Genomic DNA, 14382 nt, shown 5'->3' with positions numbered 1-14382 from the left:
GAGCGGGAAAGTGTTATCCGGCGACCGCTACGCTGACGGCGATCACTGTCGATGTCGGAGGCGGGCATGGCGTTGGAGTTCGACCGTTTCTCCCCGGCCCACGTGGCGGATCCCTATCCCCTGTACGAGCGGGCGCGCCACGAGGCCCCGGTGACCTACGCCGACGCGTTCGGCGTGTGGGTCGTCACCCGGTACGACGATGTGCGGACCGTGCTCGGTGACGCCGAACGGTTCTCGAACGACTTCCTGATCCGGACGCCGCTGGTCGCCGCGGACGGCGTACGGGAGATCCTGGCCGGAGGCCACCCCGAGCTGAAGGTCCTGCTGAACGAGGATCCGCCCGACCACGGACGGTCCCGCGCCCTGGTCGCCGCCGCCTTCTCGCCGCGCCGCGTCAGGCAGCTCGCCCCGCGGATCCAGGCCATCGCCGACGAGCTGATCGACGACATCGCCGCCGGCCCGGACACCGACCTGATGGCCGCGTACGCCCTCCCCCTCCCACTGCGCGTGATCTGTGAAATGCTCGGCATCCCGCCCGCCGACGCCGATCGGGTGCGCGCCTGGACCGAGGAGCTCAAGACGCTGACGTCGTTCGACGTGACGCCGGAGCGGCAGCGCGCGGCCGCCCACGGCTCGGTCGCCTTCGAGCGCTACCTCGCCGCCCTGGTCGAGGACCGGCGGGCCGCCCCGGGCGACGACCTGCTCAGCGACCTGCTGACCTACGAGACGCCCGAGCTGGTCAGCCTGCTGCTCACGCTCATCTTCGGCGGCCACGAGACGACCGCCAACCTGATCGGCAGCGCCCTGCTGCGCATGCTCACCCGGCCCGGGGACGTGGACACGATCATCGAGGAGACGCTGCGGCGGGACCCGCCGGTGCAGGGCTCGTTCCGCAAGGTGGTGCACGACACCGAGCTCTCCGGCGTACGCATCCCCGCCGGCGCCCAGGTCTTCGCGGTCATCGGCTCCGCCAACCACGACGCCCCCGCCGAGCCGAGCCTGTCGTTCGGCCGGGGCATCCACTACTGCGTCGGCGCCCAGCTGGCCAAGCTGGAGGCGCACACCGCGCTGACCACGCTCGCCCGGCGCCTGCCCGGGCTCCGGCTCGCCGACGGGTTCGAGGCGCCGTACGTACCCAATCTCATGCACCGCGGCCTCGTGCGCCTGGACGTGGTCCGGACGCCGGCATAGATCGCCGGGCTGCACCGCGCCGCCGGGGGCCGAGAAGCAGCCGGGGAGCTCGGGGTGACGGCCGCGGAGGTCCCGCGCGCTTCCTGGCCGAGCCGCGCGGCGATGCCTGCTCCACACGGCGGGCCCTACCGGGCGTGGCGGCGGGCCTTACTGGGCGTGGCGGCGGAAGGGCTGGGCGAGGGCGCCGGGGCGGCGGTGGCGGGTGGTGAAGAGCAGCATGGCGACCAGGGCGAGCAGGTATGGCGCGGAGACGAGCAGCTGGGAGTTGACGGTGAGGCCGAGCGCCGGGAGGGCCAGGCGGGAGGCGTCGGCCAGGCCGAAGAGCGCGCAGCCGGCGAGCGTACGGCCGAGGCGCCAGCCGCCGAAGATGACGGCGGCGATGACGAGGTAGCCGCGGCCGGCCGTCATGTTCTGGTTGAAGGAGCCGACCTCGCCGACCGCGAGGTAGGCGCCGCCGAGGCCCGCGAGGGCACCGCACCAGAGCAGGGCCTGCCCGCGGCGCAGGTTGACGCGGATGCCCGTCATGTCCGCCGCCGTGGGGTTCTCGCCGGCGGCGCGCAGTTCCAGGCCCCAGCGGCTGCGTTCCACCAGCCACCAGGTGAGCGGAACGAGCACGACGAGCAGATAGACCGGCCACCGCTGGACGAACAGCGGCTCGCCCACCAGCGGCAGATCGCGCAGCAGCGGCACGCTGACCTGGGCGACGTGGTGGCTGCCCAGCTCGCCGGCGGTGATCAGATAGCTGGTCAGGCCGAGCACGAGCGCGTTGAGCACCAGCCCCGTGACGAAGGTGTTCACCTGCACCCGGTAGGTGAGCACACCGTGCACGATCCCGATGAGCGCACCGATCACGACGCCGCCGAGCAGGCCGGTCGCCGCGCTGCCCGTGACGTCCGCGACGGCGATCGACCCGAACGCGGCGCCGAGCATCATCGCCTCGACCGAGACATTGAGCGTGCCCGCCCGCTCGGCCAGGTATTCCCCGCACGCCGCGAGGGCCAGCGGTGCCGTCAGCCGGATGCCGCTGGACAGGATCGTCTCCAGATCGCCGCCGAAGCTCACGCCCGCCCCCGCACCACGGCCGGGGCCACGAAGGCGAGGGTGAGCAGGGCCTTCACGACGTCGACCAGGTAGGACGGCACGCCCGTCGCGGCGAGGAAGCCGCCGCCCGAGCGCAGCATCGCGAACAGTGCCGCCACGGGGATCGCGAGCAGCGGCCGGTTGCGGGCGACGAGGGCGACGAGCAGCCCGTCCCAGCCGAGGCCGAGGGAGCTGCCGGGCTGCAGCCGGTTGGTGCCGATCGGGCTGGTCAGCAGCACGGCCCCCGCCACGCCGGCGAGCGCTCCGGAGACGGCCAGCGCCATCCCGCTCGTCCGGCCCACGGCTACGCCGGCGTGGCGCGCCGCCGCCGGGTTGAGTCCGGTCATCGTGAGGCGGAAACCCCACCGGGTGCGCCGCAGTGCCACGGCCACGAGCACCGCCACGAGCAGGCCGATCAGCAGCCCCGCGTTCAGTTGCAGCCCCGGGTAGTCGCCGGCCGAGGGGAGCAGGCCGCCCGCGGGCACCTTGTTCGACTGGGGCAGCGCGGCGGCCGACCCGAGCCGCGACTCCTGCAGCAGCCAGGGCGTGGTGACCGCGTACGCCACGAGCTGCTGCGCCAGGAAGGTCATCAGCAGCGTGCTCACCGCGATGTCCACCCCGCGCCATTCGTGCATGAGCGAACTGAGCGAGGCCCACACCCCGGCCGCCAGTCCCCCGGCGAGCAGCACGACCACGACGAGCAGCGGCCCCGGTACGGCGAGACGCAGTCCGGCGGCGGCGCCCGCGAGCGCCCCGACCAGCACCTGACCCTCCTGACCGATGTTGAACGCCCCGGCCCGGGCGCTGACACAGGCGCCCACCGCGACGAGCAGCAGCGGTGCGGCGTAGAGGAGGGTGGTGCTGACGGCCGTCGCGTCGCCGAGACTGCCTTGGATCAGGGCGCGCAACGCCGCCCCCGGCGACCCGCCCGTGGCGGCGATCAGCAGACCCGACAACGCCACCGCGAGGACGACAGCCACGGCGGCCGTCCCGGGCACCACGAGCGGCACGCGCGGACTGTCCGGGCGAGTCATGAGCGGACGCCGCCGATGAGGAGGCCCAGGTGCTCCGGGGTGGCGTCGGCCGTGGGCGTCTCCCCGGCGATGCGGCCGGCGGAGATGACGGCGATCCGGCCGGCGAGCGCCAGGATCTCCTCGAGCTCGGTCGAGACGAGCAGCACCGCGACGCCGTCGTCGGCGCACCGGCGGAGGCGGGCGTACATGTCCTCGACGGCCCCCACGTCGAGGCCGCGGGTGGGCTGGGCGGCGACCAGCACCCGCGGGCGGCCCGACAGCTCGCGGGCCAGCACGACGCGTTGCTGGTTGCCGCCGGAGAGGCTGCGCAGCGGGGCGTCGAGCGACGCGGCCGTGATGCCGTACTCGTCGGCGAGCCTGCGGGCCCGCGCGCGCAGGCGGCGGCGGTTGAGGAAGACGCGGTTGCTCACCTCGCTCAGAGCGTTCATGACGAGGTTGTCCGCGACGCTCAGGTCGGCGACCACGCCGGCGTGGTGGCGGTCCTCGGGCACGATGCCGAGGCCCGCGTCGTGCAGGGCGCCGGGGCGGCGCAGGTCGACGGGCACGCCGGCCACCTCGACCGTGCCGGCGTCCGGGACCACCAGGCCGCTGAGGATGTCGCCGAGCATCTTCTGCCCGTTGCCCTCGGCGCCGTAGAGCCCGACGATCTCCCCCGGGCGGACCGCCAGGTGCAGGCCGCGCAGGGCGGGAAGCGCGACGAGGCCGGTCAGCCGCAGTGCCGCGGCCGACGACGCCGCAGGAGAGCCGGCCTCGGAGGACGAGGTGCCGGCCGAGGAGGCCGGCGGAGCGGCGGTAGCGGACGGGGCCGGGAGCAGGCCCACCGCCGCGCCGAGCCCGGCCGAGCCGCCGGTTGCGCCGCCGAGGGACCGGCCGATCATCTCGCGGGCCAGCTCGCCGGGCGTCGTCGCGGCGGTCGGGCCGCGGAAGACGACGCGGCCCGAGCGCAGCACCGTCACCCGGTCGGTTGCCGCCGCGATCTCGGGCAGCTTGTGGCTGATCAGGACGACCGCGCGGTGCTCCGCGGCGACGACCCGGCGCAGCACGGCGAACAGCTCGGCCGACTCCGCACCCGTCAGCACCGACGTGGGCTCGTCCAGCACCAGCACGGCCGGATCCCGGCGCAGGCATTTGAGCAGCTCGACGCGTTGCCGTTCGCCCGCGGACAGGGTGCCGACCCGGGCCGCCGGGTCGATCGCCAGCCCGTAGCGCGCGGACACGTCGCGCACCGACGCGACAGCGGCCGCGCGGCGGACGGGCCCGGTGTCGCCGAGGATGACGTTCTCCCAGACGGTGAGCGGGTCGATCAGGCTGAAATGCTGGTGGACCATGCCGATGCCGAGCGCCGCGGCGGCCCGCGGACCGGTGACGCCGACCGGGCGGCCCGCGCGCTCGATCGTGCCGGCGTCACGGGTCTCCAGGCCGAGGAGGATCCGCATGAGGGTCGACTTGCCGGCGCCGTTCTCGCCCAGGAGGCCGTGGATCTCGCCGCGCGAGACGGTCAGGTCCACGCCGTCACAGGCCACCACGGCGCCGTACCTCTTGGTGATGCCCCGCAGGCGCAGGGCCGGCGCGTCAGGAGCCAAGCCGCTGCACCTCGGCCGCCGGCTTGATCGTGCCGCTGCCGATGTCGGCGATGAAGGCCGCGAGCTTCGCGTTCTGCTCGGGGGTGCCGTGGCAGAGCTTCACCGTCGGATAGGGGTCCACGCCCAGCTGCCACGTCTTGGTGACGCCCATGGCGAGCTGCCCCTTGGCGTAGAGCTCGAGCGCCGCCGCGAAGTAGTCGCCCGGGTCGAACAGCACCGACACGTCGAACGCCGGGCTGGTCGAGGCGCACCGGTCCGTGCCCGGGGTGAGCGTGACGGCCTTGGCGGAGTTGGCCAGCGCGGTCGCGGCGTCGGTCGCCCCGCCCAGGTACGGGTAGATCGTCGTGACGCCCTGGCTCAGCTGCGCCTGCGTGGCCTCGCGCGCCTTGCCCGAGTCGTCGAAGTCCCCGGTGTACGTGGTCACGACCGTCGCCGACGGGATCAGCTCCCGGATGCCGGCCTGGAACGCGGCCGAGGCGATCTTCGTGAAGTCGGCCTCCGGCCCGGTGACGAAGCCGGCCTTCGTGGCGCCCGCCGGCTGCATCAGGAGCCCGGCGGCATATCCGGCGACGAGCATCGACTGGTTGGGGTCGTCGCTGGACAGCATGATCTTCGGGGTTTGCGGGACGTTGGCGGACGAGGGCACGTACCACGCGGTCTTCTCGCAGACGGCTTCCTCGGAGGCGGGGATCGCGTCCTTCAGCTCGCTGGCACCGATCGCCACCATGTCGGCCTTCTGCTGGCACAGGGCGCGCGCCGCGGTGAGCGCTTCGGAAACCGGTACCTTCCCGCGTTTCACGACCGTCCAGCCCTGGCGCTGGGCGAACGCCTCGGCCTTGACCACGAAGCTCTCGTAGTAGCCGTTGTCGTTGATGTCGCCGGGGCTGAGCACCCCGATGATCACCTTGCCGTCGCCGTTGACGTCGGGCTCGCCGGGCAGGATCGTGCCCGAGCTGCCGCTGCTGCCGCCGGCCGACGGCACGGGCGAAGCGGTCTCGTCGTTGCTGACACAGGCGGCGAGTGCGATGACCGTGGCTCCGGCGGCGACTGCTCCCAGGGCTCTCCTCACGCCCACCAGTAAACTCACGAATTTCGATCTCGTAAAGGGTCCACTGAGGATCACCACGTCAGCTCGAGCGCGAGCGGGCCACGGACGTTGATCGACCGGCGGATCGGGATCTCCCGCCCGGGGACCGGTTTCAGCCCCGGCAGCCGCTCGGTGAGCACCTGCAGCGCAATGCGTGCCTGCGACCGGGCCGCGGCCGCGCCGACGCAGGTGTGCACGCCGGCCCCGAAAGCGAAGTGCCGCGCGGGTTTGCGGGTCACGTCGAAGCGGTCCGCGTCGGCGCAGCGCTCCTCGTCGCGGTTCGCCGAGGCGAACACCACGAGCACGTCCGCGCCCTCGGGGATCTCCACCCCGCCGATCTCCGCCGTACGGGTGGCGCGGCGGAACATGGTCGGGATCGGCGCCTCGAACCGCAGCACCTCCTCGATCGCCCCGGGGATCAGCCCCGGCTCCCGGACCAGCAGCTCCCACTGCTCCGGGTGGCCGATCAGCAACTTGACGGCGCTCCCGATCAGGTCGGCCGTGGTGATGTGGCCGGCCCCGAAGGTGCTCGCCAGCGATCCGGCCACCTCCGCCGTCTGAGCGGGCGTCAGCGGGCCGTCGCCGTCCACGAGGGCCGCCGTGACGTCGCTGATCAGGTCGCCGGCCGGGGCGTGGCGGCGCTGCCGGACGTACTCGGCGATCAGGTTCTTGTAGGCGACGACCGCGCGCGCCGCCGCCTCCTCGTCGGCCTCCGACAGGTCGGCGCTGCCCAGCCGGAACGCGGACTCGCTCCCTTCCTTGACCGTCGGGACGTCCGCGGGCGCGAAACCGAACATCGCGGCGGCGGTCCGCAACGGCAGCGGCTTGGCGAACCGGGCGATGAGATCGGCCTGCCCCTCGGCGGCGAAGGAGTCCACCAGCACCCCGGCCCGCTCGCGGACCTCCGGCTCCAGGCCCTTGATCCGGCCGGGGGCCGTCAGGTGCTTCGAGTACGGCTGCCGGAGCCGGCGGTGCACCTCGCCGTCGGAGGTGACGTGGTCAGGCTGCTGCGGGAAGCCCTCGGCCAGCGCGGCCAGCGTCGCCGGGTAGAGCGGCCGGATGGCGCGCAGGCTGTTGACCGAGGAGAACCCGGCCCAGTCCTTGAGCACCGCCTCCACGTCCCGGAAGCGGGTGACCACCCAGGCGTCCACCCGCGGCGACCAGAACACCGGCTCGCGGCGCCGGGCCTCGGCGTAGAAGGGGTACGGATCGTCGGCGTGCACCCCGAGCGGGTCGTAGCTCTCGGCGAGATCGCTGCTCATACTTCCACAATGGACCGGCTCCTGCCGGTGGGCAACATCGGACCGGCAAGGCGCTCCGCCGGGGTCAGTCGTGGCGGGGAGGTCCGGTGCCGGACTGCGGCGCTCAGACCCGGAGGTCGCTTCCGCCGGGCATTCCCGTGACTTCCTCGACGGGCTGTCCCACGACCAGGCCGCCGTCGTCCTCGACGCGACAGGCGTACAGGGCGGTGGTGTGCCTGCTGTTGCGCATCTTCAGGACGGTGAGCACCCGGCCGATCTCGGCGCGGTGCTCCACGAAGCGGATCTGGACCACGTTGTGGAACAGGTTCATGAGCCCGGCGAGCGGATCCTCCACCGGGCCGGCCAGGCGGGTCTCGCTGGTCATCCAGAGCGACGCGCCGGCGGCCCGGATGATGCCGAGCAAGCTGCGCAGGTACGCCGGGAAGCGCTGCGCCTCGCGCGCGGCGTGCGCCAGCCCGCCCAGGCCGTCGATGACCACGCGCCGGATCGAGCCGCCGGCGAGGGTGTGCCGGATCGTCGCGGACAGCACGTCGAGATCGAGGTCCGGCGCACCGATCGGGACGGGCGCGACGACCAGCTGATCGCGGTCGCGGGCGGCGGCGAAGTCCCAGCCGAAGCGGGCGGCCGTCGCCGCCACCTCCGCGGCCGAGTCCTGGAAGGTGACGTAGAGGCAGCGCTCGCCCTGTGCCAGGCCCTCGCCGGCGAAGCCCAGGCAGCCGATCGTCTTGCCGGCGCCGGAGGGGCCCAGCAGGACCGTCGCGTCGCCGCCGGGGATGCCGCCGCCCAGGAGCGCGTCGAGGCCCCGGACGCCGGAGGCGATGCGCTCCCCCCGCGACGGCGGGTCGGCCGGAAGCAACGCTTCGAGGCGCGGGTAGACACGGACGCCGTCCCGGGTGATGCGCAGCGTGTGGGTCCCGCCCAGCGGGGCCGTGCCGCGCATCTTCCGCACCCGCAGCCCGCGCCGGTCGACCGGCTCGCGGCCCTGCGAGGACAGCACCACGATGCCGTCGGCCAGGGCGAACTCCACCCCGGTCCGCGCCTCCTCCTCGCTGTGCTCGCCGAGCAGCAGCAGAACGGCTCCGCTGTGGGCCACCCGGCTCGTGAGGTCGTAGAGTGCCGCGCGCAGCGTGTGGTCGCTGACGAAGTCGCGCAGCATCATGGCACTGTCGAGGACCACGAGGGCCGGCTCCTCGTCGAGGGCCTTGCGCACCACTTCGTCGATCACCGGGTCGAGCGGGGCGCCGGTGTCGCGCAGCAGGTCGCCCAGGTGCACGTATTCCACGCGGCTGCCCAGCGCCGTGGGGTCGAAGAACGAGAACTGGCTCAGGTTGCTCACGAGCTTCGCGTGCGGCTCCGACAGCGTGGTGTAGTAGACCGCCTTGCGCTCGTCGGTGGCCACGGCGAAGCAGATCTGCTGCGCCAGGACGGTCTTGCCGGTCCCCGGCGGCCCGGAGACGACCACCACCGAGCCCCGCCGGAGGCCACCGCCGAGGATGAGGTCGAGATCCGCCTGCCCCGTCGTCAGGTGGTTCACCGCGGCTCACGTCCTTCCTGGAGCAGGCGTTCCGCCACGGCGACCAGCTCGGCGCGCTGGTAGGGCTTGCCGAGCGCGGCGTCGGCACCCTCGGCGACCTGCCAGTCGGCGCTGACCGACAGGATCGGGATCGAGACGGTCGCGGGATCGGCCCGCAGCCGGCGGATCAGCTCCGCCCCGCCCATGACCGGCATCATCATGTCGGTCACCACGAGGTCCGGGCGCCGGTGCGCCACCGCCTCCAGCGCGGCGGCGCCGTCGCTCGCCTCGGTGACCTCGTGCCCGGCGCGCGCGAAGAACCGGCGCAGGATGAACCGCAGATCGGGCTCGTCGTCGACAACCAGAATCGTGCTCATCGGCCCCGTCCGCTCCGCTCCCCCTCAGGATACAAAGCGGACAATTGACAGGAAGCCGGAATCGGGGAACCGCTCAGCCGCCGGTGCGCAGGGTCTCCGAGGGAGCGGTGCCGTACCGCTGCCGGTAGGCGGTGCTGAACCGGCCGAGATGGGCGAATCCGCAGCGGTGCGCCACGGCGGCCACGGTCTCCTGCCCCTGCGATCCGTCCCGCAGGAGCTGGTGCGCGCGGCCCAGCCGGACCTGCCGCAGGTAGGCGGTCGGCGACATGCCCAGATGCCGCTGGAAGCCGACCTGCAGGGTACGGACGCTGATCCGGCCGATCGCGGCGAGATCCCCGACGGAGAAGGGCTGCTCCGGCCGGTCCTCGATCGCGCTGACCACGCGGCGCAGGGATGCCGGATGCATCGGGGGCGCCGGCTGGTCGAGCGCGGCCCGGTGACTGTGCGGCAGGCACAGCAGCGCCCCGGCGACGACGAGATGCCGCATGTGCTCGGCGATCAGGGGGTACTGCAGCAGGCCGTCGCCCGCCAGGCACTCCGCCCGGAACGAGCGGACCGTCCGGCACCAGCCCGCCGCGGCACCGGTGGCGACGGTCAGGCTCGGGGCGAACCGCGGGCGGCGCGACACCGGCGCCCCGGAGAGGACCGTCAGCTCCTGCCGCAGGGACTGCTCGTCCACGATCAGCGCGAGGGGCCGGAAGTCGGCGCCGTGCCGGAAGATCATCGCGTCGCCGGGCCCGGCCGCCGCGGCGTGAGCCCGGTCGATCGTGACCGTGGCGCCGTCGTGCACCAGCTGGCCCCGGCCGGCGTCGGACAGCGTGAAGTGGTACCCGCTGATGCCGCTCAGGGTCGCCGTCAGCGGCATCGCGAACGACAGGCTCACCGCCAGCAGCGGCCCGAGCCGCACGGCGTCGAAGCCGAGGCGGAAACCGGTCTCGGCCGGGGTGTCCAGGGCGATCCCGGCGGGGGCGAAGAGGCGGGTCAGCTCCCGCCGGGCCGGCTCCTCGCCGGAGAGGACCGTACGCCACCGCTGCGGCCGCAGCCCGTTGTCGTCGCTCATCGTGCCGCCCGTTCTGGCAGTGTCCGTCAACGAGTCACACCGGCTACGACCGCAGGGTGTGGCCCGGGGTCTCCCCGAAGAGCTCGCGATAGTGGCCGGCGAACCGGCTCGCGCTCGGGTAACCCCACCGCCGCGCCGTCGCCGCGACGGTGACGCCGGCCGCCGGATCGGCGGCCTCGAGCTCCTGGCGGGCACGCTCCAGCCGGACCCGCCGCAGATACGCCATCGGCGTGGTGTCCAGCTGCCGGCGGAACGCCAGCTGCACCGAGCGGATGCCCAGTCCCACGGCCTCGGCGATCTGCGCCGCGGTGAGCGGCCGGTCGGCGCCGGCCTCGATGAAGGCCGTGGCCCGGCGGACGACGCCCGTGGCGGTCGTGGCGGACTCCGGCCGCGGGCCGGTGACCATGCTGGTGTTCGGGAAGACCGTCAGGAGCGCCGAGGCGCCCAGCCGCAGCAGCTGGTCGACGATCAACGGGTGCCGCCCGGTCCCCGCCGCGTGCATGCGGTCCGCGATGAACGCGACGGTGGCCGCCCAGTATTCCGCCATCGACGGCGAGATCGGCGCCAGGGAGTGGAATCGCAGGGCCGCCGCGGGCATTCCGGTCATTTCTTCGGCGAGCCGGGCGACATAGGCCGCGGGAATGCGCAGATCAAGCAGAGCCGGATCGGTGCAATCGGAGTGGTAACCGTTTTCCAGGGGATAGAGGAATCCGTCGCGGCCGGCCAGCCGCACCTCCTCGCGCCCCGCCCGCAGCGCGATCCGCCCGCGCGTGAGGGTGCCGGCGAGCAGGTAGTCGATCGGCTCGCCCGAGGTGACGTAGCGGACGCCGCCCGCACTCACCACATCGGCACAGAGCAGCGGGGAATACGCAGTGCTGATGCGAAAATCCACGGCCCGCGGATCGTCCACAGTGATCCGCGCACGGTGCTCGGCGATCTGCCTGGCGGTCTCCACCGCGGCATCGCTGTCGCGGGTCCGGACCTCGGCGAAGGTGATGATGCCGGCGTCGGCGGAGCGGCCGTCCGTGGCCGCGCCGGTCATTGCGGAGCGCCCGGGTGCGGGTGGTGTCTCATGTTCCGCATTCACCTTCCGGCGGACTGCGAAATGCTGCCGCCCTGCACCGGACGTTACCAGCCGGCCCACCGAGCGACAATTGTCCCGCCTTTTACGGGGACCAGGCCGCTCGGATGACGAAGACCATTTCGCAATCCGGGCCGGACCGGCGCGCCGGCCACTCAGCCCACCGGCGAGCGGACGGTCGCGAGGCTGATCAACCGGACCGGCTCCAGGGCGTTCCCCGCGCCGCCGTCGCTGGTGACCGCGAGCGCCAGCGTGTTGCGGCCGCGGGGGTCGAGGACGCCCGTCGGCAGGACGAAGGTGTGCTGCGGGCCGACGTCGGCTATGTACTGGCCCATGTTCCAGCCGTTGAGGAAGACGAGCACCCGGTAGTGCCCGCCGGAGCGGGGCACCGACGGGTCGCCGATGGTCAGGCCGAGCGACGCGTCATGGCCCGCGGGGACGTGCAGGTCGAAACTGGTGCGGTACCACGAGGTGCCGGGCGTGGCAGTCGCTGCGGGCACCGTCGCGGTGGCCCACGACCGGTCCCGGAAGGCGGGGAGGTACCAGCCGTGGCGCTCGCCGTAGAGGCCGCCGTTGTTGAGCGGGCCGCGCAGCTTCTCCGTACCCGTGGCTCCCTGGATCTTCCACGTCACGGCGGCGCCCAGCGAGGCCGAGATCAGGCCGCGGCCCTCCTTGTGGGCGTCGTTGACGCCGCCGTCCTCGTTGTGCGAGTCGTTGCGGACCATCACCGAGAGCACGTGCGGGCCGTCGGTCCGCAGACCCGGCGGTACGGCCAGTGTGGCCGTGCCCCGGGTGGGCGGCGAGGCGACCCCGGTGCCCAGCACCGTCTGCCCCAGGTAGGTACCGTCGAGCCACGCCTGCAGCAGACCGGCACCGCCACCACCGAAGTCGAGGCTCAGCGTCTCCGGCACGGCCCCGGCGAAACGGCCGCGGTACCAGATGTCGCCGTGGTGGAAGCCGTAGTCGTCGGCGGTCAGGACGGGCTGACCGGCCGGCGGAGGCGTGGTGCTGTGGGTGGTCGTCAGGTCGGCGATGCGCCAGGAACCGTCGTCGAAGCCGGGAACCGATTCCGGGGACTCCGGCGCGTACTTCCACGTGGCTGCCGTCAGGTCGGGCAGGGTCACCGGCTGGGCGCCGGGCAGCGGGCGTACGGTGCGCAGGCTCTTGCTGCCGGTCGGCCGGACGCCGACGGGCACGCCGTTCCAGGTGATGACCCGGGCGCCCGCCGGGCCCCAGACTTCGAGGTCCGCCGGGGCACTGGTGTCGCCGGTGAGCGCGAGGATCGCGCCGTGGCCCCGGATTGCCGCGGTGCGGACCAGCTGGGGGCCGCGGGCGAGCACCGGGCCGGCCTCGCTGTCCACGCGCCAGAAGGTGTCGGCGGTCGTCTGGTCGGCGAGCAGCAGGAGGAACGGCTCGCGGCCCGGCGCCGTGATGCTGATCCGGATCAGACCCCGATGGGTGTAGGCCAGCCGCAGATCGCCTGTCGTGTCGTCATAGGTGACAGCCGCGGCGCCGTCGAGGACGCGTACCGCCGGCTTCGCCGGGTAGCGCAGGACCGTCTCGCCGTCCTCGCCGTCGCGGCCGTAGAGCAGCGCGACACCGCCGTCGAGGTGGGTCTCGATCTCGGAGGTCGAGTAGACGAGGTGCTGACCCGCGAGGTCGTAGCCGGCGACGAAGGTCTTGGCGTCCTGGCCGGCGAGCCGGGCGGACACGGTGTACGTGCCGTCGGCGGTCTCCAGCGGGAAGGTGAACCGGTCGTCGGTCGTGGCGCTGGAGGGGTTGTGCGCCGCGAAGTAGAAGTGCGTGCCGGTGTCCGGGTTGACGGTGTGCTCGATCTTCACCGCCGGCGCGGAGACCGGGACGTCGGGGCCCTTCTCCACCTTGGTGAGCGGCCGCACGGTCTGGACCAAGTAGCCCAGCTCCTTGAGCGCGGCGGCCTTGGGGCGGACGCGGCGGGCCTCGTCGATCGCGGCGCCGTAGTCGTAGGAGGTGTAGACCACCGGGGCCGGCAGCCAGCCCCAGGACGTGCCGCCGAAGGCCATGTAGACGTTCTGCACGGTGAGCCGGTTGGCGATGTTCGTGCCGTAGAAGACGCGCTCGTAGCCGTTGCCCTGGCGCACCGCCGTGCACGGATAGGTGCCCACGCTGCCCCAGTAGTCGAACCAGCCACCCCCGAACTCGGCGGTGAAGCCGGGCGTCCCGGGTGAGGCCGTCGCGCCGCCCTTGGCGCCTCCGACCCCCTGGATGCCCCAGTCGGGTGCGGCGCTGGGCGTGCCCGGAGTGCCGTCCGTGCGGCAGGTGCCGCCGGGATAGCCGTCGAAGGCGTACATGTCGACCGGCCCGGGAACCGTTCCCGGAACGCTGGAACCCGGCGGCACCCAGTAGCCGTTGCGGCCCTTGTCGTTGTGGAAGACGGGGACGTCGATGCCGTCGGCGCGCGCCTTGTCGTACAGGTGCTTCAGGTAGGCGGCCTGACCGGCACCGGTCGCGGCGAGCTCGTTCTCGATCTGGTAGAGGATGACCGAGCCGCTGCCGGTGGTGAGTTGGTGCCGGGCGATGATCGGGTCGATGGCGCTCTGCCACTCGTCGGTGGCGGCCAGATAGTCGGGCGCGTCGCTGCGGGCGCGGCCGGCCTGCGTGGTGAGCCAGGCCGGGAAGCCGCCACCGTCGGTCTCGGCGTTGATGTAGGGCCCGGGGCGGGCGATCACGTAGAGGCCGGCCTCGTCCGCCATCCGCAGGAAGAGGTCCATGTCACGGACGCCGGTGAAGTCGTAGACGCCCGGCGCGGGCGAATGGTAGCCCCAGTCGAAGTAGACCGACACGGCGTTGAGGCCGTTGGCCTTGAACTTCTGCAGCACGTCGCGCCACAGCCGCGGGCTCGGCAGCCGGAACGGGTGCATCTCGCCGGACCACAGGTACGTCCGCTCGCCGCCGATGATCATCGAGTATCGGTCGAAGGCCACCGTCGTGCCCCGGGCGACCGGCGCATCCGCCCCGGCCGGCCGCGGCGTCAGCACCAGCAGGGCCGTCAGCAGCAGGGCCGCGACGACCGCCCGGCCTGTCCGTGTGCTCATCCGCACCGCCTCCCGACCCGCCCAGTCAACGCCTCCTCAT

The 14382-nt window shown here is 73.2% G+C and carries 11 protein-coding genes; 1 reads left to right on the top strand and 10 read right to left on the bottom strand.

Annotation, left to right across the window (positions count from 1 at the left end; all coding sequences use genetic code 11):
- Positions 1-66: 66 nt before the first annotated feature.
- Positions 67-1191, top strand: a complete 1125-nt coding sequence (locus RBH18_RS10790; protein ID WP_306206385.1) for a cytochrome P450 — start codon at positions 67-69, stop codon at positions 1189-1191.
- A 147-nt stretch (positions 1192-1338) separates the two neighbouring features.
- On the opposite strand, the gene RBH18_RS10785 is transcribed toward RBH18_RS10790, so the two are convergent.
- The 10 genes from RBH18_RS10785 to RBH18_RS10740 form a co-directional block, all read right to left on the bottom strand.
- On the bottom strand, positions 1339-2253 hold the full coding sequence (locus tag RBH18_RS10785) for an ABC transporter permease (protein ID WP_306206383.1): 915 nt from the start codon (positions 2251-2253) through the stop codon (positions 1339-1341).
- Complete coding sequence (locus tag RBH18_RS10780) at positions 2250-3281, bottom strand: ABC transporter permease (protein WP_306206381.1); 1032 nt, start codon at positions 3279-3281, stop codon at positions 2250-2252. The genes RBH18_RS10785 and RBH18_RS10780 overlap by 4 nt, the downstream gene beginning before the upstream one ends.
- A 20-nt stretch (positions 3282-3301) precedes the next feature.
- Complete coding sequence (locus RBH18_RS10775; RefSeq protein WP_306206379.1) at positions 3302-4888, bottom strand: ABC transporter ATP-binding protein; 1587 nt, start codon at positions 4886-4888, stop codon at positions 3302-3304.
- Entirely contained in the window at positions 4878-5957 is a 1080-nt protein-coding gene (locus tag RBH18_RS10770) for a BMP family ABC transporter substrate-binding protein (RefSeq protein ID WP_306206377.1), read from the bottom strand. Before RBH18_RS10770 ends, RBH18_RS10775 begins: the two co-directional genes overlap by 11 nt.
- A gap of 50 nt (positions 5958-6007) precedes the next feature.
- Positions 6008-7237: a cytochrome P450 gene (locus RBH18_RS10765; RefSeq protein WP_306206375.1), complete on the bottom strand. Its 1230-nt coding sequence runs from the start codon at positions 7235-7237 to the stop codon at positions 6008-6010.
- Positions 7238-7340: 103 nt separating this feature from the next.
- Positions 7341-8771: an RAD55 family ATPase gene (locus tag RBH18_RS10760; protein ID WP_306206373.1), complete on the bottom strand. Its 1431-nt coding sequence runs from the start codon at positions 8769-8771 to the stop codon at positions 7341-7343.
- Positions 8768-9127: a response regulator gene (locus RBH18_RS10755; RefSeq protein WP_306206371.1), complete on the bottom strand. Its 360-nt coding sequence runs from the start codon at positions 9125-9127 to the stop codon at positions 8768-8770. The genes RBH18_RS10760 and RBH18_RS10755 overlap by 4 nt, the downstream gene beginning before the upstream one ends.
- Before the next feature lie 73 nt (positions 9128-9200).
- Entirely contained in the window at positions 9201-10187 is a 987-nt protein-coding gene (locus RBH18_RS10750; RefSeq protein ID WP_306206369.1) for a helix-turn-helix transcriptional regulator, read from the bottom strand.
- Positions 10188-10230: 43 nt separating this feature from the next.
- Positions 10231-11229 (bottom strand): helix-turn-helix transcriptional regulator, encoded by a 999-nt coding sequence (locus RBH18_RS10745; RefSeq protein WP_306206367.1) that lies wholly within the window; start codon positions 11227-11229, stop codon positions 10231-10233.
- A gap of 194 nt (positions 11230-11423) precedes the next feature.
- Positions 11424-14342 (bottom strand): beta-galactosidase, encoded by a 2919-nt coding sequence (locus tag RBH18_RS10740; protein ID WP_306206365.1) that lies wholly within the window; start codon positions 14340-14342, stop codon positions 11424-11426.
- Between the last annotated feature and the right edge of the window lie 40 nt (positions 14343-14382).

The sequence above is a fragment of the Actinoplanes oryzae genome (genome assembly GCF_030757795.1).
In the GTDB taxonomy this organism is placed as follows: domain Bacteria; phylum Actinomycetota; class Actinomycetes; order Mycobacteriales; family Micromonosporaceae; genus Actinoplanes.
The sequence above is the reverse complement of the archived record's forward strand: the minus strand, read 5'-3'. Positions and strand labels throughout refer to the sequence as shown.